The organism is Xanthomonas cassavae CFBP 4642, assembly GCF_000454545.1.
Taxonomy (GTDB): domain Bacteria; phylum Pseudomonadota; class Gammaproteobacteria; order Xanthomonadales; family Xanthomonadaceae; genus Xanthomonas; species Xanthomonas cassavae.
Genome location: NZ_CM002139.1, coordinates 3,254,760 through 3,279,601, shown reverse-complemented (window position 1 = coordinate 3,279,601; position 24,842 = coordinate 3,254,760). Strand labels below are relative to the sequence as shown.

Sequence of the window (24,842 nt, the reverse complement as noted above, 5' to 3'; positions counted from 1 at the left end):
GGCATCCTGCCGGGCTGGGGCGCAAGGGGCGGATTGTTCACATTCATTCGGATGGAGAGATATTATCGCGTTGTTCAGGCCCGTGCGAGATGGCACAGTGCGCGCACGCCGGCATAGCTGATGTCCGGAACGCATGAGCCTGCCCCCGAACCCGTTGTGGAGAAGTCGATGAAGTTGCTGCCATCCTGCCTGTTTGCCGCCGTGCTGGCCCTGAGCGCCTGCGCGACCACGCCTGCCAGCGCACCGGCCTCGACCACCGCCAGTCTGCAGGGCGATGCGGCGCGGCCGGCTGCGGCGCACGGTTGGGTGCGTAGCGAACTCTACTTCGGCGTGGGCGAGGAAACCGGCCCGGCGGACCGCCCGCAGACCCGCACCATCGGCCAGGCGCAGTGGCGCGCATTCCTGGACAAGGAAGTGACGCCGCGCTTCCCGGACGGGCTGACCGTGTTCGATGCCTATGGCCAGTGGCTGTTCCGCGGTGCCAAGGAGCCGAACCGGCTGGGCACCAAGGTGCTGGTGATCCTGCATGAAGACACTCTGCAGCGGCGCCGCGACATCGAGGCGATCCGGCTGGCCTGGAAGCAGGCCACCGGGCACCAGTCGGTGCTGTGGTCGCGGCAGCCGGTGGAAGTGTCATTCTGAATCGGCGATCCGCAGTGCGATCCACCGGCTCGGCTTCGGCCCTGAGGTGGGCGAGCAAAATTTGCGGAAGCGGTAAACTCACCCCATGATCGAACAGCTCTCATTGCGCAATGTCGGCCCAGCTTCTTCGATGGAGCTGACATTTGGCCGTCGCCTGAATCTATTGACCGGTGACAACGGCCTGGGGAAGAGCTTCCTGTTGGACATCGCATGGTGGTCGCTCACGCGCAAATGGCCGGGGGAGTTGAATCGCCGTCTGTCTATGGGGTTACCCGCCAAGCCTCACACTGACAAGTCAGCGTCGATCATCTTTTCGGTGACCGGTAAGTCAAAGTCCGTCACCTACGAAAGCAGGTTCGACCGCAAGGCTCAGGCTTGGACCGGAGCAGCTGGACGCCCGGTCAATCCTGGATTGGTTCTTTACGCCCAAGCTGACGGCAGCTTTGCTGCATGGGATCCGGCGCGTAACTATTGGCGTAAGAAGGGGAATGTGGATGTGCAGGACCGTCCTCCTGCCTACGTATTCTCCACACAGGAAATCTGGGATGGTTTGAGGGACTCTGATGGACGGGTGTTGTGTAACGGTCTGATTGCCGATTGGGCAAGCTGGCAAAAGGAGCGAGGAGATGCCTTCAATCGCCTTCAGGCGGTGCTCTCTTCTCTGTCGCCAACAACATCGGATCTTATCGAACCGGGTCTTCTGACACGCATCAGCCTGGACGATGCACGCGATATTCCGACGATACGCATGCCTTATGGACAGGACGTGCCGGTGTTGCACGCATCCGCAGGACTTCGCCGCATCTTAGCCCTTGCCTATCTTTTGGTTTGGACCTGGGAGGAGCACTTGCAGGCTACCGCGCTGATCGGGGGGGAACCCACACGTCAGGTCACCTTCTTGGTTGATGAGATCGAGTGCCATCTGCATCCCAAGTGGCAACGGCGTATTGTCGCCGCACTGCTGGAAGTGATGAGATCTCTCGCCAGCAATGCGGGTGTACAGGTGATTGCGGCTACGCATTCTCCTCTCGTCATGGCATCAGTTGAGCCTGTCTTCGATGCAAACGAGGATGCATGGTTTGACTTGGACTTTAAAGCGACTGACAACCATCAGGCTGTTGTACTCCAGCAACGACCATTCGTGTTGCGTGGTGAGGCAGGAAACTGGTTGACCAGCGAGGCCTTCGACCTCCGCTCGTCGCGTTCGATTGAGGCCGAGAGTGCGATTGAGCGAGCGGCACTGGCAATGAGGAGCGAGCGATTTAGCAAGGCGGACGCGAGAGCAATACACAGTGATTTGCTGAAGGTACTTGGAGATACTGATCCTTTCTGGATGCGCTGGCGGTTCGTGGGCGAGAAAAAGGGATGGTTGCCATGATTCCTGTCGACGCACGTCCAGAACCGCGTGACTTCGATCGCAAGGTGCGGACTCGAGGCATAAGGGCAATGCGGCGCAAACGCATTGATCCAGATGTGCCATTGGCTGCAGGACAGACGCTCAGTACTTTTTGGCGTGAGTGCCTTGATGACCTTTACCGCGAGTACAATCAGACCTGCGCTTATTTGGCGGTCCGTATCGAGCGCGCCGTGGGAGGTGTGACTGCCGATCATTTTGTGGCCAAGTCGAAGTTGCCTAGGCAGGCCTACGAGTGGGCGAACTTCCGCCTGGCAAGCGCAATTGTCAACGCGCGCAAGTGCGATTTTGAAGACGTTCTTGACCCGTTTGTGCTGCCAGCAGGATGGTTCAGATTGGAGCTTGTGACTGGGCAGGTGTATCCGAGTCCTGACATCGATGCGGAAGATATGGCGCGGGTGGTCAAGACAATTGAGCGAGTGGATCTTGATAATTTGATTAATCGATAATTGCGCGCGCGGCATTTTCAGGAGTATTTTCAAGGCGACATCACTGCAAACTTTCTGCAGCGATACTCGCCCTTTGTGCATGCTGAGGCAGAGCGGCATGGGGTTGCTTTAGCACCCCTTGCTATCGCGTGGGCCAAGCAGCGGCTACCATCGCCTGTCCCCCCCCCCCCCCCCCCCCCNGCTTCTTCTTCGCGTCCTGCGGCCTCGCCGCGCTGGTTCGTCGCCGGCGACCTCAATGGCTTCTTCGGCCTGGTGGTCGACAATCTCTCCATCCTGGGCTTCATTGCGATGGCGCTGGTGGGCATCTTCCAGTTTCCCGCCGAGGTGGTGTTCGGGCGCATGTTCCCCGGCACCGCCTTCGGGGTGCTGGTGGGCAACCTGCTCTACACCTTGATGGCGCGGCGGCTGGCCGCCCGCACCGGGCGCGAGGACGTCACTGCAATGCCGCTGGGCCTGGATGCGCCCACTAGCATCGGCATGGCGCTGCTGGTGCTGGGCCCGGCGTTTGCCGGTTTCAAGGCGCAGGGGCTGGACCCGCAGGCCGCCGCGATCGCTACCTGGAAGCTCGGCATGGCCGCACTGGTGGTGATGGGCCTGCTCAAGCTGGTGCTGTCGTTCGTGGGCGAGGCGGTGACGCGCGCGTTGCCGCGTGCGGCCTTGCTCGGCTCCATCGCCGGCATCGCGCTGGTGCTGATGGGCCTGCTGCCGCTGCTGGAAACCCTGCGTTCGCCGGTGGCTGGCTTCGTCACGTTGGGCCTGCTGTTGTACGTGCTGCTGGCCAAGGGCCGCTTGCCGACCAAGCTGCCAGGGGTGCTGGTGGCCTTCGTGATCGGCACTGCGTTGTATTACGGGCTTGGCCTAGCAGGGCTGGGCGCGCCGGGCTTTGCCGTGCCGGCCTGGACGGCGCCGCAGATCGTGCTACCGCTGCCGAACCTGGGGTTCATCGATGGATTGCCGGCCACGGTGGCGTATCTGCCATTGCTGCTGCCATTCGGCCTGTTGATGGTGGTGGGCGGCATCAACGTCAGCGAGAGCGCACGTGCGGCCGGCGACGATTACCGCACCCGCGACATCCTGCTGGTGGAAGCCTTCGCCACATTGGTGGCCGGCGTCTGCGGCGGTGTGGCGCAGACCACACCCTACATCGGCCAGCCCGCGTACAAGCACATGGGCGCGCGCTCGGGCTACACGCTGCTGACCGGCCTGTTCGTCGGCATCGGCGGCATGCTGGGCATCATCAGCGGCTTGGTGCAGTGGCTGCCGCTGGCGGTGCTGGCGCCGATCATCGTGTACGTGTCCATCGACATCACCACCCAGGCGTTCCAGGCCACGCCCCGGCAGCATGCCGGTGCCATGGTGCTGGGGTTCCTGCCGTCGGTGGCGTACTTGCTGACCATCAAGGCGCCGGGCTGGATCGCGCCGGATCAACTGGTGGCGCTGACCACGCAGGTGGATGGCCATGGCCTGCCGGAACTGGCGGTGATCTTTGCGCTGGGCAACGGCTTCATCATCACTGCGATGCTGTGGATCGCCACGGTGGCGGCAATGATCGATGGCAGGTTGCGACGCGGCGCAGTGTTTCTGTTGGTCGCCGCGGGGCTGACCCTGTTCGGGTTGATCCACTCGGTAGACCCGCGCGGTGGCATCTATCTGCCCTGGTCGCTGCAGGGGCTGGCGCGGGTGATCAGCTGGCAGTTCGTCGGCGCCTACGTTGCGCTGGCAGTGACCTTGTCACTGCTGTCGCTGCTGCCGGCGCGCAAGCAGGCTGTGCAATGACGCGCCGATCATGCGCGCTGTAGTGGTTGCGTGGCACTGCGTTGGTACTGGGTGCCAACAGCGCGTGGGCAGCGTCGTTCGACTGCAAGCGGGCAAGCACACCGGTAGAAAAACGCCTGTGCGCGGTGCCGGCGCTTGGCCTGCTGGACGAGCAGCTGGATGAGCGTTACCAGGAACTGGTGCAGACCACGCCGCGCACCGCAGTGGCCGGCATACCTGATCAGCAACGCGTCTGGCTGCGGCAGCGCAATACCTGCGCGCAGGACGCCAAGCCGGACGACTGCCTGCAGCGCAGCCTCACCACCAGGGCCGATGCGCTGACCAAGGCCCTCACCGCCCAGCAACAGGTGTTGGACCGCAGCATCGCCGGCATTCCCGCCAGGCCTGCCGAGGCAGCGCGCCAGTTGCAGGCTTACGACGCTCCGCTGGCGTTGGCGTGGCTGGCGTATCTGCATCAGTTCGTGCCGGCGGCCGGCGTGGATGCCGCACTGGCGACAGCGCGCTTCGATAGCGCGAGCAAGGCCTTGCGCGAGGTCGACGATTTTGCCGCTTCGCTGCTGGACCATGCCGGGGCAGGCCCTGATGCGCAGGATCCGAGCAAGGTGCTCCTGCTGTTGCGCATGTGGATCGAGCGCGATGGCAGCGGCAACCGTGCCTATGTGCATTGCTTCATCTTCGCGGCGTTGGGCGAGCCGGCGTACGAGGCATTCGGGCCGTTGTACGGATCCACGCGCGATTCGTTCGCCCCGGTCTGCGAGGCGCCGGGCGGGCTGTTCGCGCTGGCCAGCTGGAAGCGGCTGGACGATGGTTTCGATTCCTTGATCGAGGCAGTGGGCAAGGATGCCGGCCCCATCTGCTACGCCAGTGACGCCGAGTGGGGGGTGATTGCGCTGCGCGCATCGGTGTCGCCGCTGCTGTATCTGCAACCGGCCTTGCGCAAGCGCTACAGAGATGCCCCGGACGAGGCGATTGCCGCCTGGAGCGGCGATGATAGTGATTGGCCCGCCGCAGATCGCAAGGCGGTGCGCGCGCTGCTGCCGAAGGTGCGCGCAGATACCGCCGCATGGCTGGTGCGCGAAAAGCGCTTGCCGGAAAGACAGGCCCAGGAGACGGCCGCTGCGATCGTGGCGGCCTGGGTGAATGCGCGGCTGAACTTCGCTGGTTGAAGGCCCGGCGCATGGCGCCTGGTGCTTCGCACCGTGCGCCATTGCTTCGGATTGCACGGTAGAACGTGTGTTGGGATGCCTGCCTAAGAGCGGGTGGTCCGCGCGTTTGGATGGAGCGTCCCTGCGGAATTGGCGAGACGTTTAAGGCGCTCATGCGCATCGCGTCACCATGCGCGCGATCGATCAATGCGCTGCGGCGGCAGATCGATGGAACCACCGCAACATCTGATGGTCATAGTCCAGGTGTTGTTGTCGATGCAAGGAGTTCCATGATGCAAACCAAGCCGTCGCGCTGGCCGTGGCTATTGGCCGTGCCACTGATTGCCGGCGCCGCCTGGTGGTTGTTCAGCGGGCCACGCGAGACATCGGGCGCGCTGCCTGCACCCGTCAGCCAAACCGCCAACGCGGTGGCTGCAGCGGTCGCTCCATCGCCTCCCATTCCCGCCGCGCCGCGACATCCGGTGCAGGCGGCATCGGCCGATGCCGCCGACGCTGCAATTCCCGCATTGGCGCAGAGCGATGACGCCGCATGGCGGGCACTGCAGGATCTGGTGCCCGACGACGCAGCACTGTCGCTCGTGTTGCGACCGCATCTGATCGAACGCGTGGTCGTCATGATCGACAACCTCACCCAGCCCAGCATCAGCCGCCGCGCCTCGGTGCTGCAGCCGGTCCCGGGCGAATTGCAGGTGACCCCCGCTGCCGATCGCACCGTCATCGATCGCCCCAATGCCAGCCGCTACGCGCCGTATGTCGCCGCATTCACCGGCGTGAACGCGCAGGCAGTGGTGCGCAGCTATGTGCGCTTCTACCCACTGTTTCAGCAGGCCTACGCCAACCTGGGCGCACCGGACCGTTATTTCAACGACCGCGTGGTCGACGTGATCGACCACCTGTTGCGCACGCCAGACCCGGCGCAGCCGGTGGCGGTGGTGCGCGATGAGCGTGGCCGCTATCGCTTCGTGGACCCGGCGTTGGAAGGATTGTCGGTCGGGCAGAAGGCCATCGTGCGGCTGGGGCCGCAGCAGGCGTCGGCAGTGAAGGCGCAACTGCAGCGCATTCGTGCGGCCTTGTTGCAGACGCGCTGATCCAGCGTCCAGCTGTGGATCCACACTGCGCGGCTGCGGTCATGCAGGCGCGTCTGTGGCCGCACGTGAAACCGGCCGCATCGCGATAGACAGGCGAAGCCCGATGGATCAGCTGGCGATTTGCAGGAGTGCAGCCTTTCAGGCGCGTCGCGCCAGCAGCCGCTTGGCCGGTGACGCGACGGCCGAGTGCTGCCGCATGCATTCCCTGCCAGCGCCTACGCAGCATCAAGCTCCGGATAGTGGCGGAAGATGCCGTTGGTGTTGAACGCCACGCGCCGTTCGGAGGCGAGGTAGGCCGCCATCCGCGGGCGTGCTGCCACGCGCTGTTGCACGGCGCGCAGACCCGGGATATCCGTCGCCAATGTCGCCATCCGCTTCGGGAACATGTAGTCCAGCCCGCTGAGCAGCTGAAACAGCGACAGATCCACGTACGAATGCAGGCCCAACGCAGCGGTCCCACCAGCCTGCTGCACCACCTGCTCGAAATAGCCGAGGAACTTGGGCAGACGGTTGTCGCGCAGGTCCTCGGCACGCTTGGCGGCTTCGGCTTTCTGGTCCTCGTAGTACAGGCCGGTGGCGATCGGATGATGGGTGTCGTGTACCTCGGCCACCAGGTCGGCAATGGTCATTTGCAGTTGCAGCGCCTGCAAGCGCTGCGCGTCGTCGTCGGGAACCAGTTGCAGCGACGGACCCAGGAAATGCAGGATCGCTGCCACCTGCGCCACCACGACATCGCCTGCCTGCAGGAAGGGCGGGGCAAACGGCTGCGCGCCCGGCTGCGTGCCCTCCAGGAAGGGAGTCATGACGTCGTCGCCCTCGACACGCGCCACATCGGTGTAGGCGGCACCGGCATCTTCCAGGGCCAGGCGCACGAATTCGCCGCGGCCCTGCAGGCCGGTCCAGTAATAGAGCTGATAGTGCATGCGCGACTCCGCGGTGGGGGGCACCGCAGCGTAGGAAAGGCGTGGCTAGGCGGGCGTGATCGAGGTGTCAGCAGCCTGTGACCCGGCGATGCTCTGCGGCTGCGTCAACAGCCAATCCAGCTTGCGCGCGCGTGGCTGCCGCTTGAGTGTGCACTCGGCGCGCGAGGCGCTGGCACGGTCCGGATATGGGTGGCTGGCCAGCAATTGCAGCGGCGGGTTGGCGCGTGTGTAACGCGCACCGGTGCCACGCAAATGCGCCTGAAAGCGCCGCTCCAGGTCATTGGTGATTCCGGCGTAATAGCTGCCATTGCGACACAGCAGCAGATAGAGATACCAGGGCTTGGGCGCATCCATCCGCGTAGTATCGCCCTTCGGTGAAGCATGCGCTGCGTTCGCGGCGGTGGCTGGCTGGTGGCGCCTGCGATCAACCCTGCGGTGCCGGAGTGAATAAGCACCCAAACATTGGTTATTTGACGCTTGCAGCGCGTGCAAACAGCATGCCGTAGCGCCACGCACGCTCGAGATGGCTTCGCCGTTGCCGGCCATCGCAGGGTGCTGGATCCGCCTGCCGCTTCGCCTCCCACACCGGTCACCGCCAGACAAAAGGACCTACATGCCCGTGCACCACCGGCTTCCTGCAAGGAGCGCCTCCGCACCGATGTTGTTTGGAAAGCCGCAGGTGCTGGCGTGGAGCCTGGCCCTGGCATGTGCACCGGCCTTGGCCGACGACGTAGGCGAAGCCGCTGCTGCGCCCGAGGGAGCAGCGCAGACCTTGGGTGCGGTGAAGGTGACCGCCACGCGCCGCGAAACCACCTTGCAGCAGGTGCCGGTGGCGGTTTCGGTCGTGCAGGGCCAGACCCTGGAGCGCGAGAATCGCAACAGCGTGGCCGATCTGCCGGCCCTGGTGCCCAGCCTGACGTTCCGCACCGGCGCCTCCAACAAGGACACCTCGCTGTTCCTGCGTGGCGTGGGCACCATCTCCACCTCGCCGGGCGTGGAGCCCAGCGTGGCCACGGTGATCGATGGCGTGGTGCTGGGCCGTCCCGGCCAGGCCACCCTGGATCTGCTGGATGTCGAACGCATCGAAGTCCTGCGTGGGCCGCAGGGCACCCTGTTCGGCAAGAACGCGTCGGCCGGCGTGCTCAATATCGTCAGCAAGCCGGCCCCGGACGTGGTTGGTGGCTACGTCGATTACGCGCACTTCGGTGGCGGCGGCGAGGACCGCGTCCGTGCCAGCGTCGGCGGCGCGCTGGTGCCGGACGTGCTGAAGGCGAAAGTTTCCGCGTTGTGGGCCGACTACGGCGGCAACGTGCGCAACGTAGCCGATGGACAGACCGTCAACGGCTACCGGCGTGCCGGTGCGCGGCTGCGGCTGGACCTGACTCCGACGCCGGACTTTAGCGCCACCTTGCTTGCCGACTACCTGCGCTCGCACGGCGATGCGCCCAGCGGCGTGGTGGTGGCCAGCACGCGCGCCGACTTCGCCGCCGCGCTCGCGCCGGTGCGAGCCAGTGCCGACAACCGGCAGATCAACAGCGATTACCGCACGTTCCTGGACGACACCAACAAGGGCGCCTCGCTGCAGCTGGACCAGCACATCGGCGAGGTGCTGCTGACCTCGATCAGCGCGTGGCGGCAATGGGACAACACCCAGTTCCAGGATGGCGACCGCACTGCCCAGCGCAGCGCTGCGTTTCCGTCTTCGCATGACCGTGGCGAGCTGGGCTACACGCAGTATTCGCAGGAGCTGCGTGTGCAGACCCCGCGCGACCGTGCGGTGGAAGCCGTGGCCGGCCTGTACTACCTGCATGCACGCAACGACGAAACCTATCGCCGCACCGTGACCACGCCAACCGCCAGCAACGTGGGCGTGGCCGATTACGCCACGCGGGCAGCCACCTATGCGGCGTTCGGCGAGGCGACCTGGCATTGGCGGCCGGACCTGCGCGCCTTGCTGGGCGCGCGTGTCACCCGCGATACGCTGGAGTACCGGCACCAGCGCGTGTCCAGCTCCGCCACCGCGGTCACCGGGATCCAGCCGGCGACCGCCAGCGCCGGCAGTACCACCGAAGATGGCGTGTCCGGGCGTGCCGGCCTGCAGTACGACATCGATGCGCGCACCACTGGGTATCTCACCTATTCGCGCGGCTACAAGGGCCCGGCCTACAACGTGTTCTTCAACATGCAGCCGCGCGATACGCCGGCGTTGAAGCCGGAAACCTCCAACGCCTGGGAGCTGGGCCTGAAGGCGCGTGCGCTGGACGACCGGCTCAGCACCAACGTGGCGCTGTTCCATACCGACTACGCCAACTACCAGGCCAATTTCTTCGACACCGTGGCGGGGCAGGTGGTGACGCGGCTGATCAACGCCGGGCCGGTCCGCACGCAGGGCCTGGAGCTGGATCTGGAGTATCGGCCCAGCGAGCGGCTGAGCCTGGCGTCGTCACTGGCCTACGCGCAGGCCCGCATCCAGCGTTTTGCGTGCCCGGCAGCGGCAGCGGCCAACTGCAACGTCGACGGCCGGCCGCTGCCGTTTTCGCCGGACTGGAAGGGCAACCTGCGCGCGGCGTACCGCGTGCCGCTGCGTGGCAGCCTGGCGCTGGAGTTGAACGGCGATGTGAGCTGGCAGGACAGCGTGCAGTACGACCTCAGCCAGACTCCCCAGACCGTCCAGGGGCCTTACGCGATCTGGAATGCCAGCATCGCGCTGGCCGACGACGCGCATGGCTGGCGGGTGGCGGTGCTGGGCCGCAATTTGGGCGACCGGGCGTATGCGCCGCTCCTGGCCAATGCCACCGGCAATGTCTACCGGCTGGTGCCGCGCGATGACCGGCGCTATGTCGGCCTGCAGCTGCACAAGGATTTCTGAGGATGCAGTGGATGGAGTGGCAAAACGTGTTCGATCACAGTACGTACCTGGCCTGCGGTGGGTGGCGATGAGCGCGCAGCGTCAGTTGTCGCTGGGGGCGTTCCTGATGGCCACTGGCCACCATGTGGCGGCGTGGCGTCACCCGCAGGCGAGCGCAGACACGCTGGATTTTGCGCAGTACCGCGAGATGGTGTGCATCGCCGAGGCGGCGAAGTTCGATGCGGTGTTCGTCGCCGACAGCCTGGCCGCAGCCGGCGGGCCGATCGCGCCGCGCATGGCACGTTCCAGCCTGTTCGAGCCGCTGACCCTGCTCAGCGCGCTGGCCGCGGTGAGCGAGCGTATCGGGCTGATCGCCACCATGACCACCAGCTACAACGAGCCATATCACGTGGCGCGCAAGTTCGCCTCGCTGGATCATCTGTCCGGCGGGCGCGCCGGCTGGAATCTGGTCACCTCCGATGCCGCCGACGAGGCGCTGAACTTCAACCGCGATGCGCATTACGTGCATGCCGAGCGCTATGCGCGGGCGCGCGAATTCCAGCAGGTGGTGGCCGGGCTGTGGGACAGCTGGGACGACGATGCCTTCATCGCCGACACGGCCGCTGGCCTGCATCACGACCCGGCGCGTGCGCACGTGCTCGACCACCGCGGCGCGCATTTCCAGGTGCGTGGGCCGCTCAATATCGCGCGCGCTCCGCAGGGGCATCCGGTGCTGGTGCAGGCCGGCTCGTCCGAGCCGGGGCGCGCACTGGCGGCAGAGACTGCCGAGGTGGTGTTCACCGCGCAATCGTCGCTGGCCAAGGCGCAGGCGTTCTATGCCGACATCAAGGGGCGGCTGGAACAGTTCGGCCGGCCGCGCGATGCGTTGAAGGTGCTGCCCGGCGTGTTCATCGTGGTGGGGCAGAGCCAGGCCGAAGCGCAGGAAAAATTCGAGCAATTCCAGCAGCTGGTCGAGCCGGAGGTAGGCATCGCGCTGCTGTCGCGCATGTTGGGCAACTTCGATCTGTCCGGCTATCCGCCCGATGGCCCGTTGCCGGAGTTGCCGCTGACCGAAACCGGGCAGCGCAGCCGCCAGCAGCTGTTCACCGAGCTGGCCGGGCAGGAGCAATTGAGCATTGCCCAGCTCGGGCGACGCATCGCCGGCGGGCGCGGGCATTACAGCGTGATCGGCACGCCCACGCAGATTGCCGATGAGCTGCAGGCCTGGTTCGAGCAGGACGCAGCCGACGGCTTCAATGTGCTGGTACCGCACCTGCCTGCAGGCCTGGCCGACGTGGCTGCGCACGTGGTACCGGAACTGCAGCGGCGCGGGCTGTTCCGGCGTGACTATGCAGGGCGCACGTTGCGCGATCATCTGGGGCTGCAACGCCCCGCCAATCGCTTCAGCGCACGCTGACTTACCGGACACTGTCATGAGCTATCTCGCACATCCCGATCGTTACGACCGTATCGCCTACCGCCGTGTCGGCCGTAGTGGCCTGGTGCTGCCCGCATTGTCGCTGGGCCTGTGGCACAACTTCGGCGACAGCACGCCGATCGATACCCAGCGTGCGTTGTTGCGCACGGCATTCGACCTGGGCATCACCCACTTCGACCTGGCCAACAACTACGGCCCGCCCTACGGCAGTGCGGAACGCAACTTCGGCCGCCTGCTGCGCGAGGATTTCAAGCCGTATCGCGACCAATTGATCATCTCCACCAAGGCCGGCTGGGATATGTGGCCGGGCCCGTACGGGCAGGGCGGCAGCTCGCGCAAATACCTGCTGTCCAGCCTGGACCAAAGCCTGCAGCGGTTGGGCGTGGACTACGTGGACATCTTCTATTCGCACCGCTTCGATGCGGATACGCCACTGGAAGAAACCGCAGGCGCCCTGGCCAGTACGGTGCAACAGGGCAAGGCGCTGTATGTGGGCGTGTCGTCGTACTCGTCGGCGCGCACGCGCGACATTGCAGCGTTGCTGCGCGAGTGGAAGGTGCCGCTGCTGATCCATCAACCGGCCTACAACCTGTTCAACCGTTGGCCGGAGCAGGACCTGCTGGACACCACCGCCGACCTCGGCGCTGGCGTGATCGCCTTTACGCCGCTGGCGCAGGGCCTGCTCACCGGCAAGTACCTGCAGGGCGTGCCGGCGGATGCGCGGGTCAACCGCCCGGGCGGTCAGTCGCTGCGCCCGGAGCACCTGTCCGACGACAACCTGCAGCGTGCGCGCGGCCTGGATGGCATTGCGCGCCAGCGCGGTCAGAGCCTTGCCCAGCTGGCGCTGGCCTGGGTGTTGCGCGATGCGCGCGTGAGCTCGGCGCTGCTGGGTGCCAGCCGCCCGGAGCAACTGGTGGAGAACGTGGCGGCGCTGCAGAACCTTCAGTTGAGCCCGGAAGAGTTGGCCGCGATCGACCGCTACGCGGTCGAGGGCGGTATCAACCTCTGGGAAAAACCGTCCACCGATTGGCAATGAGGAAGGTATCGATGCGCCATGCGGTTGCAGCAATGCGCAGGCACGCGATGGCAGGGCCGCTGGGCGATGCGGCAAGGCCGGCGGGAGCGGTCAGCGCTGCGGTTGGCGCCGGGCCGGCGCGCAGGGGCGCGGTGGCGCTTGCCAGGCGCATCGCCGCGCTGGCGTTGCTGAGCCTTGTGTGGATGCAGGTGGCTGTGGCGGCCGAACCTGCGCAATTGCGCATTGGCTACCAGAAGGCGGTCTCCAGCCTGGTGCTGGCCAGACAGCACCGGCTGCTGGAGCAGCGTTTCCCGCGCACCAGGATCACCTGGGTGGAATTTCCGGCCGGCCCGCAGCTGCTGGAAGCCTTGAACGTGGGCAGCATCGATCTGGGCGGTGCCGGCGATATCCCGCCGCTGTTCGCACAGGCGGCCGGCGCGGATCTGCTGTACGTGGGCTGGGTGCCGCCCACGCCGAAAGCCGAGACCATTCTGGTGCCGGCCAAGAGCACGCTGCGGCGTGTGGCCGACCTGAAGGGCAAGCGCGTGGCCTTCCAGAAAGGCTCCAGCGCGCACAACCTGCTGCTGCGGCTGTTGGCCAGATCCGGGCTGAGCATGCGCGACATCACGCCGCTGTACCTGTCGCCGGCCAACGCGCGTGCCGCATTCGCGGCCGGGCAGGTGGATGCGTGGGCGATCTGGGACCCGTGGTATTCGGCCCTGACCCTGGATGGCAGCGCACGCCTGCTCGCCAACGGCGAAGGGTTGGGGCTCACCGGCGGGTTTTTCCTGTCCTCGCGCCGCTATGCCACCGCATGGGGCCCGTTCGTACAGCAGGCGATGGGCACGCTCAACCAGGCCGATGGGTTGCTGGAGCGCGACCGCGCCGGCAGCATCAAGATACTGGCGCAGGTGAGTGGACTATCGCCGGCGGTGGTGGAGCGCACCCTGGCGCATCGCCCGCCGGCCAGCGTGCAGCCGCTGAGCGAGCAGGTGATCAAGGCGCAGCAGGCCACCGCCGATCTGTTCTTCGCACAGCGCCTGTTGCCCAAACGCGTGCTGGTGGCACCGGCGGTCTGGCGTGCGCCCGCCAGCGTGACCGCACAGGTTGCAGGAAAGTGATGCGCACACCGACCTCGATCCAGCGCTGCAGCCGGGCGGTGCGCGCATGAGCACGCCGCTGCGCCAGTGGAGCGGCCGGCTGGTGCCATGGCTGCTGCCGTTGGCGGTGGTGACGGCCTGGCAGATCGCCGCGTCCACCGGATGGCTGCCCGAGCGCATCCTGCCGGCGCCGGATGCGGTACTGCGCGCAGCGGCCACGCTGGTGCAAAGCGGGGAGCTGTGGCAGCACCTGGCCATCAGCAGCTGGCGCGCGGCGCTGGGGCTGGCCATCGGCGGCAGCATCGGGCTGGCGCTGGGCCTGCTGACCGGCGTGTCGCGGGTGGCCGAGCGGCTGCTCGACAGCAGCCTGCAGATGCTGCGCAACGTGCCGCATCTGGCGCTGATTCCGCTGGTGATCCTGTGGTTTGGCATCGACGAAGGCGCCAAGCTGTTCCTGGTGGCGCTGGGCACGTTCTTCCCGATCTATCTCAATACCTATCACGGCATCCGCAGCGTGGACCCGGCACTGATCGAGATGGCGCGCAACTACGGCCTGCGGGGGCCGCAGTTGTTCGTCGACGTGCTGTTGCCCGGCGCGCTGCCGTCGATTCTGGTCGGGCTGCGCTTCGCATTGGGGCTGATGTGGCTGACCTTGATCGTGGCCGAAACCATCTCGGCCAGCTCCGGCATCGGCTACCTGGCAATGAACGCACGCGAATTCCTGCAGACCGATATCGTGGTGGTGGCGATCGTGTTGTACGCGCTGCTCGGCAAGCTGGCCGACCTGGCTGCGCGCGCGCTGGAAGCCTGGTGGCTGGGCTGGCATCCAGCGCAGCAACAGCGCACCCAGGTGCAGCGATGACCACCAATCAGAGCGGCCTGCCGCTGCGCCTGCGCGGAATCGGCAAGCGCTATGGCCAAGCCGATGTGTTGCGCGGGATCGATCTGGACATCGCGCCTGGCGCCTGCCTGGCGGTGGTCGGACGCAGTGGCTGCGGCAAGAGCACCTTGCTGCGGGTGATTGCCGGACTTGAGGCGGCCGATACCGGCGCCGTCGACAGCGCTCATGCACCGCTGGCGGCGCAGCGCGATGCGATGCGGCTGATGTTCCAGGATGCACGGCTGCTGCCGTGGAAGCGCGTGATCGACAACGTGGCGCTCGGGCTTGGCCGCGCCGGGCGCGCACAGGCACAGGCCGCACTGGATGCGGTGGGGCTGGGCGCGCGCGCAGGCGACTGGCCGGCGGCGCTGTCGGGCGGCCAGCGGCAGCGCGTGGCACTGGCACGTGCGCTGGTGCATCGGCCGCGGCTGTTGCTGCTGGACGAGCCGCTGGGCGCACTGGATGCGCTCACCCGCATCGAGATGCAGCAGCTGATCGTGCAGCTGTGGCGTCAGCATGGTTTCACTCTGGTACTGGTCACCCATGACGTGGCCGAGGCCTGCGCGCTGGCCGATCGCATCGTGGTGATCGAGCACGGCCAGGTCGGCCTGGAGGTGGACGTGCCGATGGCGCACCCGCGTACGCCCGGCATGCCGGCGCTGGCGGCGACCCAGGCGCAGGTGCTGTCGCGCCTGCTGGGAGGCGGACCGGTGGAGGCACCGATGTCGGCCGCGGAGCAGGGCGCCACCCCGCCCGCCGCTCCGGCGCGGGCGGGGGTGCCGCTGCGGCGGATCGGCTAGCGCGCTCTGCCACTGGCAGGCCACAGCGCATTGCGTGCGCAGCGCCAACAGCGGCTGCCGGGCACAGGTCTGGCTGTCGGCGGCCAGCATCGTAGTGCAGCAGCACACCTTGAAACGCCGCCTGGAAACCGCATCTGCTCGGTATCGCCGGACTTGCCGGCCACCCGTTCAGAGGAATCCCCATGCGGATGGACAAACTCACCTCGCGGTTCCAGCAGGCACTGGCCGACGCACAGTCGCTGGCGGTGGGACGCGACCACAACATCATCGAACCGGTGCACGTGCTGGCCGCGCTGCTCGACCAGAGCGGCGGCAGCACGCGCCCCTTGCTGTCGCAGGCCGGCGTCAATGTGCCGCTGCTGCGCGAACGCCTCGGCGAGGCGCTGGATACGCTGCCCAAGGTGTCCGGCCAGGAAGGCAATCTGTCGATCGGCAACGATCTCAATCGCCTGCTCAACCAGACCGACAAGCTCGCCCAGCAGCATGGCGATGCCTTCATCGCCAGCGAGTGGTTCGTGCTGGCCGCCGCCGACGATGCCAGCCCGCTGGGCGTGGCGCTACGTGCGGCCGGCGGCGACAAGAAGAAGATCGAGGCGGCCATCGACAAGCTGCGTGGCGGCGAAACCGTGCAATCGGAAAATGCCGAGGAACAGCGCCAGGCGCTGGAGAAATACACCATCGATCTCACTGCGCGCGCCGAGAGCGGCAAGCTCGATCCGGTGATCGGCCGCGACGAGGAAATCCGCCGCACCATCCAGGTGTTGCAGCGGCGGACCAAGAACAACCCGGTGCTGATCGGCGAACCCGGCGTGGGCAAGACCGCCATTGTCGAAGGCCTGGCCCAGCGCATCATCAATGGCGAAGTGCCCGAAGGGCTGCGCGGCAAGCGCGTGCTGTCGCTGGACATGGGCGCGCTGATTGCCGGCGCCAAGTTCCGCGGCGAATTCGAAGAACGCCTGAAGGCGGTGCTCAGCGACCTGTCCAAGAATGAAGGCCAGATCATCCTGTTCATCGATGAGCTGCATACCATGGTCGGCGCGGGCAAGGCCGATGGTGCGATGGATGCCGGCAACATGCTCAAGCCGGCGCTGGCGCGTGGCGAGCTGCATTGCATCGGCGCCACCACGCTGGACGAATACCGCAAGTACATCGAAAAGGACGCGGCCTTGGAGCGGCGCTTCCAGAAGGTGTTCGTGGGCGAGCCGACGGTGGAGGACACCATCGCCATCCTGCGTGGGCTGAAGGAACGCTACGCGGTGCATCACGGCGTGGAGATCACCGACCCGGCGATCGTTGCCGCCGCCACCTTGTCCAACCGCTACATCACCGACCGCCAGCTGCCGGACAAGGCGATCGACCTGATGGACGAAGCCGCATCGCGCATCCGCATGGAGATCGACTCCAAGCCGGAGGAGCTCGACCGCCTGGAGCGCCGCCTGATCCAGCTCAAGATCCAGCGCGAGATGCTCAAGAAGGAAAAGGACGACGCCTCGCGGCAGCGCCTGGCCGACCTGGAAAACGACATCGACAAGCTCGAGCGCGAGTTCTCCGATCTCAACGAGGTGTGGAAGTCGGAGAAGGCCGCACTGCAGGGAACCACCAAGATCAAGGAACAGATCGAGCATGCCAAGCTGGAGCTGGAAGCGGCTCAGCGCCGCCAGGACTACGCCAAGATGAGCGAGATCCAGTACGGGGTGCTGCCGCAGCTGGAAAAGCAGATGCTATTGGCCAACGAAGTGGAGCACCACGACTTCAAGCTGGTGCAGGATCGCGTGACCGCCGAGGAAATCGCCGAGGTGGTGTCGCGCTGGACCGGTATTCCGGTCAACAAGATGCTCGAAGGCGAGCGCGACAAATTGCTGCGCATGGAAGAGGAACTGCATCACCGCGTGGTCGGCCAGAACGAGGCGATCAAGGTGGTGTCCGATGCAGTCCGTCGTTCGCGTGCCGGCTTGTCCGATCCCAACCGCCCGAGCGGCTCGTTCCTGTTCTTAGGTCCCACCGGCGTGGGCAAGACCGAGTTGTGCAAGGCGCTGGCGGACTTCCTGTTCGACAGTACCGAGGCGATGATCCGCATCGACATGAGCGAGTTCATGGAGAAGCATTCGGTGTCGCGCCTGATCGGTGCGCCTCCGGGCTATGTGGGCTACGAGGAGGGCGGCTATCTGACCGAGGCGGTGCGTCGTCGCCCGTATTCGCTGATCCTGCTGGACGAGGTGGAAAAGGCGCACGCCGATGTCTTCAACATCCTGTTGCAGGTGCTCGACGATGGCCGCCTGACCGATGGCCAGGGCCGCACCGTGGATTTCCGCAATACCGTGATCGTGATGACCTCCAACCTGGGTTCGCACCAGATCCAGGAGTTGTCCGGCGATGGCAGCGCCGAGGCCTATACGCAGATGAAGGCGGCGGTGATGGGCGTGGTGCAGGCGCATTTCCGCCCGGAGTTCATCAACCGGCTGGACGACATCGTGGTGTTCCATCCGCTGGACAAAACCCAGATCAAGTCGATCGCGCGCATCCAGCTGCAAGGCCTGGAAAAACGCCTGGCCGAACGCGGCCTCAAGCTGGACCTGGACGATGCCGCGCTGGAATTGCTCGGTAATGTCGGCTTCGACCCGGTGTATGGCGCGCGCCCGCTCAAGCGCGCGATCCAGTCGCAGGTGGAAAACCCGTTGGCCCAGCAGATCCTGTCCGGCCAGTACGCCGGCGGCGAGACCGTGCGGGTGCGCGCGCAGGGCGGGCATCTGGAGTTTGGCAAGGGCTGAGACGCGGCGCCGGTTGTGCGCCGTATCGCTGGCAGCGAAGCGAGCAACGGGCACTGCGCAGGCAGTGCCCGTTTGCATGAGGGGAATGGCGCATGCGGCGTATCGTCCGCGCTCACAACGCGGCGGCATAAGGTCATCACCGCTGGTTTGCAGACACGCGTGCAGGGCCGGCTATGGTCGGCACTCCTGTCCGAGCGAGCCGCGCCATGACCGATCCGCAGTGGAAGCCCGAAACCATCGCCGTGCACGGCGGCTATCAGCCCGACCCGACCACGCGGGCGGTGGCGGTGCCGATCTACCAGACCGTCGCCTACGCCTTCGACGATACCCAGCATGGCGCGGACCTGTTCGACCTCAAGGTGCAGGGCAATATCTACAGCCGCATCATGAATCCGACCAACGCCGTGCTGGAGCAGCGCGTGGCTGCGCTGGAGGGCGGCATCGGTGCGCTGGCGCTGGCCTCCGGGCAGGCCGCGGTGACCTATGCGATCCAGACCATTGCCGAGGCCGGCGACAACATCGTCTCCTCCAGTGCCTTGTATGGCGGCACCTACAATCTGTTCGCTCATACCTTGCCGCAGTTCGGCATCGGCACGCGCTTTGCCGATTATCGCGATCCGCAGGCGTTTGCCGGCTTGATCGATGAACGTACCAAGGCGGTGTTCGTGGAGTCGATCGGCAATCCGCGCGGCAACATCACCGATATCGAGGCCGTGGCCGCGGTGGCGCATGCGCATGGCGTGCCGCTGATCGTGGACAACACCGTGGCCACGCCGTCGCTGCTGCGGCCGATCGACTTCGGCGCCGACATCGTGGTGCATTCGCTGACCAAGTATCTGGGCGGCCATGGCAACAGCATCGGCGGGGCGATCGTGGACAGCGGGCGCTTCCCGTGGGCGGCGCACAAACAAAGGTTTCCACGCCTGAACGAGCCGGACGTGAGCTATCACGGCGTGGTCTACACCGAAGCGCTGGGCGAGGCGGCATACATCGGCCGTGCGCGCGTGGTGCCGCTGCGCAATACCGGCGCGGCGCTGTCGCCGTTCAACGCGTTCCTGATCCTGCAAGGCATCGAAACGCTGCCGTTGCGGATGGAGCGCATCAATGCCAACACGCTGGCGATTGCAACGTATCTGCAGCAGCACCCGCGGGTCGCCTGGGTCAATTACGCCGCGCTGCCGGATCATCCGGAGCATGCGTTGGCGCAGAAGTATCTGGGCGGGCATGGTTCGGGCGTGCTGACCTTCGGCCTGCCCGGCGCGCGCGCGGCCGGCGCGCGTTTTCTGGATGCGCTGCAGTTGCTTACGCGGTTGGTGAACATCGGCGATGCGAAGTCGCTGGCGACGCACCCGGCATCCACCACCCATCGCCAGCTGGGCCCGGCCGAACTGGAACATGCCGGGGTCAGCGAAGACACCGTGCGGCTGTCGATCGGCATCGAGCACATCGACGATCTGCTGGCCGATCTGGAGCAGGCGCTGCAGGGGGCGTGAAGTTTGATAGCCGTGACCTGAGCAGGAGTGCGCGAAGGGACGAGCTAGCCCCTCTCCCGTCGGGGCGAGGAGGCACAGCTGGCGCGCCATGGGCGCGCGTGCCTTGGAGCGCCCGCGCCGCAAGCGCGGGCCGGGGCGCGGAGCGGGGGTTGGGTGAGGGTACGGCGGGGGCGACGCCCACTTACATGTGCTAGGTCGAGCTCAGCGCTGCCATTTGGCTAAAACTTGCATGCACTGTCCCCAGCATGGCATGAGGCTTCGCTCCTTACCCTCATCCGCCCCTTCGGGGCACCCTCTCCCGGTGGGAGAAGGGCTCGGGCCCCGCGGTGCGTGGCGACGCGTTGCGCCTGGCCGGTCGCCGCGCACCGCAGAGGCGCCGCCGCCAATCCTGCTACCATGCGCGCCCCTGAGGTGACTGCCGGCTGGCCGGTGGTTTAAACGGGAATCCGGTGCGCGCATCGCCTTGGCGAGACGCAAGTCCGGAGCTGCCCCCGCAACGGTGGGCGAGACAAGGGTCCGCAGGTAATGCCACTGTGCTGTGCATGGGAAGGCGCGGATCCGGGAAGCGACCGCTTCCGCTCGCAAGCCCGGAGACCGGCCTGAAGGGATTGACCCGGCACGCGGTGGGCGTGGCCCTGTGCATCTGGTGCGCGCGCGCCGGACGCCTGGCCCGTTGCTGCCTGCCGACCCCCATTGCCCCCGCGCGGGTAGGCGCGGTTCCAGGAGCAGCAGTCGATGTCCGTTTCTTCCGTTTTGCCGCGTCGCGCCGTGCTGGCCGTGGGGTTGTCGCTGTGCGTGACCAACCTGGCCCAGGCCGAGGCCGCCATCGATCTCGACGAAGTGGTGGTGACTGCCTCCCGTACCGCGCAGACCCAGGACCAGACGCTGGCGCCGGTCACCGTGATCGACCGCGCGCAGATCGAGCGCCGCCAGGTCACCGCGTTGCAGGACCTGCTGCGTGGCGAGGCCGGTGTGTCGCTGGCCAATAACGGTGGCCCGGGCAAGGCGACCTCGCTGTTCCTGCGCGGCACCGAGTCGGATCATCTGGTGGTGCTGATCGACGGCGTGCGCATCGGCTCGGCCACGTCTGGTGGCGCGGCGCTGCAGGACTTGCCGATCGAGCAGATCGAGCGCATCGAAATCGTGCGTGGGCCATTTTCCAGCCTGTACGGCTCCGAGGCATTGGGCGGGGTGATCCAGATCTTTACCCGTCGCCCGCAGGGCAGCTTCGTGCCCACGCTCAGCGTGGCGGCCGGCAGCGACAATGCGCGCCGTTATGGCGCCGGTGTCGCCGGGCGCAGCCAGGGCGATCTGAGCGAGGCCGGCGGCTGGTATTCGGTCAACGCCGTGCATGACGAAACCGATGGCATCAATGCGTATCTGGATGCCCGCTCCAGTGCCTACGATCCGGACCGCGACGGCTATCGCAACGATTCGTTGAGCATGCAGGGCGGCTGGCGCTTCAACCGGCAATGGGATGCCGATGTGCATGCATTGCGCGCGCAGAGCCGCAACGAATACGACGGCTCGGCCTTCGGCGGCAACCTGGGCAAAGGCGTGCAGCAGGCCGTGGGCGGGCGCGTGCGCTATGCGCCCAGCGATGCGCTCAAATTCACCGCCAGCCTGGGGAGCAGTGCCGATCTGAGCGATAGCTATTACGACGGCGCGTACCTGTCCACCTACGACACGCGCCGCAAGCAGGGCTCGCTGCAGGCCGACATCAGCACCGCGCCTGGCCTGCTCACGGTCGGCTTCGACTGGCAGCGCGATGCCATCGCCAGCAGCGACACCTACGATGCCGACAGCCGGATCGACCGCGCGGCCTTTGCGCAGTGGCAGCAGAGCTTCGGCCAGCAATCGCTGCAGGCCAGCCTGCGGCGCAACGACAACAGCCAGTTCGGCGGCAAGACCACCGGCAGCCTGCTGTGGGGCTGGGATGTTGCCGAGCATCTGCGCCTGACCGCCAGCTATGGCACTGCGTTCAAGGCACCCACCTTCAACGAGCTGTACTACCCCGATTACGGCAATCCGCTGCTGGGGCCGGAGACCTCCAAAAGTGCCGAGCTGGGCCTGCGTGGCAGCTACGACTGGGGCGTGTGGACGCTCAATGCCTTCCAGACCCGCATCGACGATCTGATTGCCTACGATGCGGGGCTGGTGGATGCCACCCATCCGTTCGGGCAGCCGAACAACATCGACCAGGCGCGCATCCGCGGTGTGGAAGCCGGCTACGACACCGAGCTGGCCGGCTGGACCCTGCGCAGCGCGCTGACCTGGCTGCAGCCGCAGGCCGATGGGGATGTCAATCACGGCAACTGGCTGCCGCGCCGCGCACGGCAGAGCGGACGCATCGATGCCGACCGCAGCTTCGGCGCGTTCGGCGTGGGCGCGAGCCTGTTCGGGTCGGGCAAGCGCTACGACGACCTGGCCAATACCGAGCAACTGGCCGGCTACGGCTTGCTGGATCTGCGCGTGAGCTATGCGGTGAACGCAGACTGGAAGGTACAGTTCACCGCCAACAATGTGTTCGACCGCCAGTACGAAACCGCACGCTGGTACGCACAACCGGGACGCAACTACCTGCTGACCTTCCGCTATCAGCCGACCCGGTGAAGCGCGGCTGACACTGCGCGCATCACCGACGTAGACGGGGTCCCGCAATCTTGAGGAGCACCGATGACACCACTCTCCCGCAGCGTCCAGCGCAACCTGCTCATCGCCCTGATGCTGGCGATGACGGCCACCCGCTTTCATCATGTCGGCGATTGGCTGCATCTGCCGGATGCCTCGATGGCGGTGTTCTTTGTCGGCGGTTTGACGCTGCGCCGGTACGCTTTTTTTGCGCTGTTGCTCGGGCTATCGGTGTCGATCGATTGGGCGGCGGTGTCGCTGGCCGGTGTCGGCGACTTCTGCATCACTGCCGCCTACGCCGCGCTGCCGCTGGCCTACGGCGTGCTGTGGTATGCGGGCCGCGCGTATCAGGCGCAGCTTCGCCCCCGGGCAGGGTCGCTGTGCCTTGCCTGGGGGCTCGGAGTGGCGGCCGCGGCGGTGTCGTTCCTGATCTCCAATGGCGCGTTCTACTGGTTGGGCGGACGCTATGCCGATCCGCACTGGGCGCAGTACCTGCAGCGCGCAGCGCAGTGGGGCCCGTTGTTCGTGCGTACCACCGCTCTGTATCTGGCGGTGGCGCTTGTCGGGGCATGGCGCCCGCTGCGCTGGCGCGCGGTGCGCAGTGCCGCCGATCCGGCCACGCCGCTGGAGCTGTCATGACGGTTCCAGCGCAGGCGATGGCACCGGCCGCCATGACGTTGCGCAGCGACCACGCGCGCTCGATCTCCTGGTCGGCTACATGGGCATCGTCTTCGCCCCGATCGCACCATGGCGCAGCCTTGCCGCACGTCCACTGATGGGAGAACGCGCATGACGATCCCCGAGCATGACGACGCACAGTATCGCGAACGCGCGCAACGCAAGAAGGAACTGGTGGACCGGCGCATCGCGCGCGCCGTGATCGACCGCGGCGTCTTGCTGGTCAATACCGGCAACGGCAAGGGCAAGAGTTCGTCCGGCTTCGGCATGCTGGCGCGCTCGCTCGGGCATGGCCTGTACTGCGGCGTGGTGCAGTTCATCAAGGGCACGTTCTCCACTGGCGAAGAGGCATTCTTTCGCCGTTTTCCCGACCTGCTCGACTACCACGTGATGGGCGAAGGCTTCACCTGGGAAACCCAGGACCGCAACGTGGACATCGCCGCCGCGCAGGCGGCCTGGCAGCTGGCGCGCGACATGCTGGCCGATGCACGCTACGACTTCGTGCTGCTGGACGAACTCAATATCGCCCTGGTGAAGGACTACGTTGCATTGGACGAGGTGCTGGCCGCGGTGGCCGCGCGTCCGCCCGGCCAGCACGTGGTGATCACCGGACGCGGAGCGCCCGCCGGCCTGATCGAGGTGGCAGACACGGTCACCGAGATGCGGCTGGTCAAACATGCCTTCAACGCCGGCATCAAGGCGCAGCTCGGCATCGAGCTGTAGGCATGCGCGCGCGCGTGTTGCCTGGCGCTGGGCTGACGTGTGGCATGCGGTTGGGCCGCGCCCGATGCTGCTGCTGACGGCCACCGCAGCAGTGCTGCTGGATCTGCTGCTGGGCGAGCCGCGGCGTGCGCATCCGCTGGGGCTGTTCGGCCGCTGGGCGCAGCGCATCGAGCAACGCCTGCACCGTGGCCACCGCAGCGCCGGCGTGCTGGCGTGGTGTGTGACGGTGCTGCCGTGGACGCTGGTGGCCGCAGGGCTGCAGGCGCTGTTGTGGTGGTCGGCCTGGGCAGCGGCCGGATTTGCCGCCGTGGTGCTGTATCTGGCGCTGGGACTGCGCAGCCTGGGCGAACACGCGCAAGCGGTGATCGCTGCGTTGCAGGCCGCCGACCTGCCGGCAGCCCGCGCAGCAGTGGGCCGCATCGTCAGCCGCGATACCGCCGCGCTGGATGCCGCGCAGGTGGCCGCGGCCGCCACCGAATCGGTGCTGGAGAACGGCAGTGATGCCGTATTCGCCGCGTTGTTCTGGGGAGTGCTGCTGGGTGCGCCGGGCGCGGTGCTGTACCGGCTGTCCAATACGCTGGATGCGATGTGGGGCTATCGCACGCCGCGCTACGCCAGCTTCGGCTGGGCAGCGGCACGGATCGACGATGTGCTCAACTGGTTGCCGGCACGCCTGACCGCAGTGACCTACGCCGCGCTCGGCGCAACGCACGCGGGCCTGCGCTGCGCCTGGCGCCAGGGCCGCGGCTGGAAAAGCCCGAATGCCGGGCCGGTGATGGCCGCCGGTGCCGGCGCGCTGCGCGTGCGCCTGGGTGGCCCGGCGCCGTATCACGGCCAGTGGCAGCCACGTCCCTTCTTGGGCGAGGGCGCTCCGGCCAGTGCCGACAGCGTGCGCCGCGCGCTGCTGCTGGTGCGCGCAGGCGTGCTGCTCTGGTTGCTGCTCGGCGCCTTGTCGATGGCAATGGTGATGCAATGATCGCAGCCAGTGCCGACCGCCGCGCCATGTCTTT

The 24,842-nt window shown here is 66.5% G+C and carries 20 protein-coding genes and 1 riboswitch; of the genes, 18 read left to right on the top strand and 2 right to left on the bottom strand.

Features of this window, described 5'->3' with window-relative positions; all coding sequences use genetic code 11:
- Window positions 1-168 precede the first annotated feature (168 nt).
- The 6 genes from XCSCFBP4642_RS0114570 to XCSCFBP4642_RS0114545 all read left to right on the top strand — a co-directional run bounded on the left by XCSCFBP4642_RS0114570 (window position 169) and on the right by XCSCFBP4642_RS0114545 (window position 6,535).
- The gene (locus XCSCFBP4642_RS0114570) at window positions 169-642 is read left to right on the top strand and encodes a DUF3574 domain-containing protein (RefSeq protein WP_029220440.1); all 474 of its coding nucleotides are present in this window, start codon (window positions 169-171) and stop codon (window positions 640-642) included.
- An 85-nt stretch (window positions 643-727) separates the two neighbouring features.
- Window positions 728-2,020 carry an AAA family ATPase gene (locus tag XCSCFBP4642_RS0114565; RefSeq protein ID WP_029220439.1) on the top strand — a complete coding sequence of 431 codons (1,293 nt, stop codon included), beginning with the start codon at window positions 728-730 and terminating at the stop codon, window positions 2,018-2,020.
- Window positions 2,017-2,505 carry an HNH endonuclease family protein gene (locus tag XCSCFBP4642_RS25910; RefSeq protein WP_152527278.1) on the top strand — a complete coding sequence of 163 codons (489 nt, stop codon included), beginning with the start codon at window positions 2,017-2,019 and terminating at the stop codon, window positions 2,503-2,505. The genes XCSCFBP4642_RS0114565 and XCSCFBP4642_RS25910 overlap by 4 nt, the downstream gene beginning before the upstream one ends.
- Window positions 2,506-2,628: 123 nt before the next feature.
- Window positions 2,629-4,281 carry a hypothetical protein gene (locus tag XCSCFBP4642_RS24900; protein WP_053329639.1) on the top strand — a complete coding sequence of 551 codons (1,653 nt, stop codon included), beginning with the start codon at window positions 2,629-2,631 and terminating at the stop codon, window positions 4,279-4,281.
- A gap of 26 nt (window positions 4,282-4,307) precedes the next feature.
- Entirely contained in the window at window positions 4,308-5,447 is a 1,140-nt protein-coding gene (locus XCSCFBP4642_RS24895) for a lysozyme inhibitor LprI family protein (protein WP_033898392.1), read from the top strand.
- A gap of 272 nt (window positions 5,448-5,719) precedes the next feature.
- The gene (locus XCSCFBP4642_RS0114545; RefSeq protein ID WP_029220438.1) at window positions 5,720-6,535 is read left to right on the top strand and encodes a DUF3014 domain-containing protein; all 816 of its coding nucleotides are present in this window, start codon (window positions 5,720-5,722) and stop codon (window positions 6,533-6,535) included.
- A gap of 215 nt (window positions 6,536-6,750) precedes the next feature.
- Here the strand turns inward: XCSCFBP4642_RS0114545 and XCSCFBP4642_RS0114540 are convergent, their stop codons facing one another.
- Together XCSCFBP4642_RS0114540 and XCSCFBP4642_RS0114535 are read right to left on the bottom strand one after the other, a co-directional pair.
- Window positions 6,751-7,458 carry a glutathione S-transferase gene (locus tag XCSCFBP4642_RS0114540; RefSeq protein WP_029220437.1) on the bottom strand — a complete coding sequence of 236 codons (708 nt, stop codon included), beginning with the start codon at window positions 7,456-7,458 and terminating at the stop codon, window positions 6,751-6,753.
- 45 nt (window positions 7,459-7,503) lie between these two features.
- Window positions 7,504-7,812, bottom strand: a complete 309-nt coding sequence (locus XCSCFBP4642_RS0114535; protein ID WP_029220436.1) for a GIY-YIG nuclease family protein — start codon at window positions 7,810-7,812, stop codon at window positions 7,504-7,506.
- Between the two features lie 304 nt (window positions 7,813-8,116).
- On the opposite strand from XCSCFBP4642_RS0114535, the gene XCSCFBP4642_RS0114530 reads away from it, so the two are divergent.
- From XCSCFBP4642_RS0114530 to cbiB, 12 genes are all read left to right on the top strand, one after another.
- Complete coding sequence (locus tag XCSCFBP4642_RS0114530) at window positions 8,117-10,327, top strand: TonB-dependent receptor (protein ID WP_053329567.1); 2,211 nt, start codon at window positions 8,117-8,119, stop codon at window positions 10,325-10,327.
- Window positions 10,328-10,394: 67 nt separating this feature from the next.
- Window positions 10,395-11,723, top strand: a complete 1,329-nt coding sequence (locus XCSCFBP4642_RS0114525; protein WP_029220434.1) for an LLM class flavin-dependent oxidoreductase — start codon at window positions 10,395-10,397, stop codon at window positions 11,721-11,723.
- Window positions 11,724-11,739: 16 nt separating this feature from the next.
- Window positions 11,740-12,780 carry an L-glyceraldehyde 3-phosphate reductase gene (mgrA, locus tag XCSCFBP4642_RS0114520; protein WP_029220433.1) on the top strand — a complete coding sequence of 347 codons (1,041 nt, stop codon included), beginning with the start codon at window positions 11,740-11,742 and terminating at the stop codon, window positions 12,778-12,780.
- Window positions 12,781-12,962: 182 nt separating this feature from the next.
- Entirely contained in the window at window positions 12,963-13,880 is a 918-nt protein-coding gene (locus XCSCFBP4642_RS0114515; RefSeq protein WP_235048302.1) for an aliphatic sulfonate ABC transporter substrate-binding protein, read from the top strand.
- Between the two features lie 46 nt (window positions 13,881-13,926).
- Window positions 13,927-14,721, top strand: a complete 795-nt coding sequence (ssuC, locus tag XCSCFBP4642_RS0114510) for an aliphatic sulfonate ABC transporter permease SsuC (RefSeq protein WP_029220431.1) — start codon at window positions 13,927-13,929, stop codon at window positions 14,719-14,721.
- The gene (locus XCSCFBP4642_RS0114505) at window positions 14,718-15,539 is read left to right on the top strand and encodes an ATP-binding cassette domain-containing protein (RefSeq protein ID WP_029220430.1); all 822 of its coding nucleotides are present in this window, start codon (window positions 14,718-14,720) and stop codon (window positions 15,537-15,539) included. The genes ssuC and XCSCFBP4642_RS0114505 overlap by 4 nt, the downstream gene beginning before the upstream one ends.
- A gap of 182 nt (window positions 15,540-15,721) precedes the next feature.
- Window positions 15,722-18,307: an ATP-dependent chaperone ClpB gene (gene clpB / locus XCSCFBP4642_RS0114500; RefSeq protein ID WP_029220429.1), complete on the top strand. Its 2,586-nt coding sequence runs from the start codon at window positions 15,722-15,724 to the stop codon at window positions 18,305-18,307.
- A gap of 206 nt (window positions 18,308-18,513) precedes the next feature.
- Entirely contained in the window at window positions 18,514-19,800 is a 1,287-nt protein-coding gene (locus tag XCSCFBP4642_RS0114495) for an O-acetylhomoserine aminocarboxypropyltransferase/cysteine synthase family protein (protein ID WP_029220428.1), read from the top strand.
- A 392-nt stretch (window positions 19,801-20,192) separates the two neighbouring features.
- A riboswitch (cobalamin riboswitch) is annotated at window positions 20,193-20,417 on the top strand.
- A gap of 118 nt (window positions 20,418-20,535) precedes the next feature.
- Window positions 20,536-22,413, top strand: coding sequence for a TonB-dependent vitamin B12 receptor (gene btuB, locus XCSCFBP4642_RS0114490; protein WP_029220427.1), 1,878 nt, complete (start codon window positions 20,536-20,538; stop codon window positions 22,411-22,413).
- Between the two features lie 63 nt (window positions 22,414-22,476).
- Complete coding sequence (locus XCSCFBP4642_RS0114485) at window positions 22,477-23,070, top strand: hypothetical protein (protein ID WP_029220426.1); 594 nt, start codon at window positions 22,477-22,479, stop codon at window positions 23,068-23,070.
- 150 nt (window positions 23,071-23,220) lie between these two features.
- The gene (gene cobO, locus XCSCFBP4642_RS0114480) at window positions 23,221-23,832 is read left to right on the top strand and encodes a cob(I)yrinic acid a,c-diamide adenosyltransferase (RefSeq protein WP_029220425.1); all 612 of its coding nucleotides are present in this window, start codon (window positions 23,221-23,223) and stop codon (window positions 23,830-23,832) included.
- 64 nt (window positions 23,833-23,896) lie between these two features.
- Window positions 23,897-24,808, top strand: a complete 912-nt coding sequence (gene cbiB, locus XCSCFBP4642_RS0114475; protein ID WP_029220424.1) for an adenosylcobinamide-phosphate synthase CbiB — start codon at window positions 23,897-23,899, stop codon at window positions 24,806-24,808.
- Window positions 24,809-24,842 lie beyond the last annotated feature (34 nt).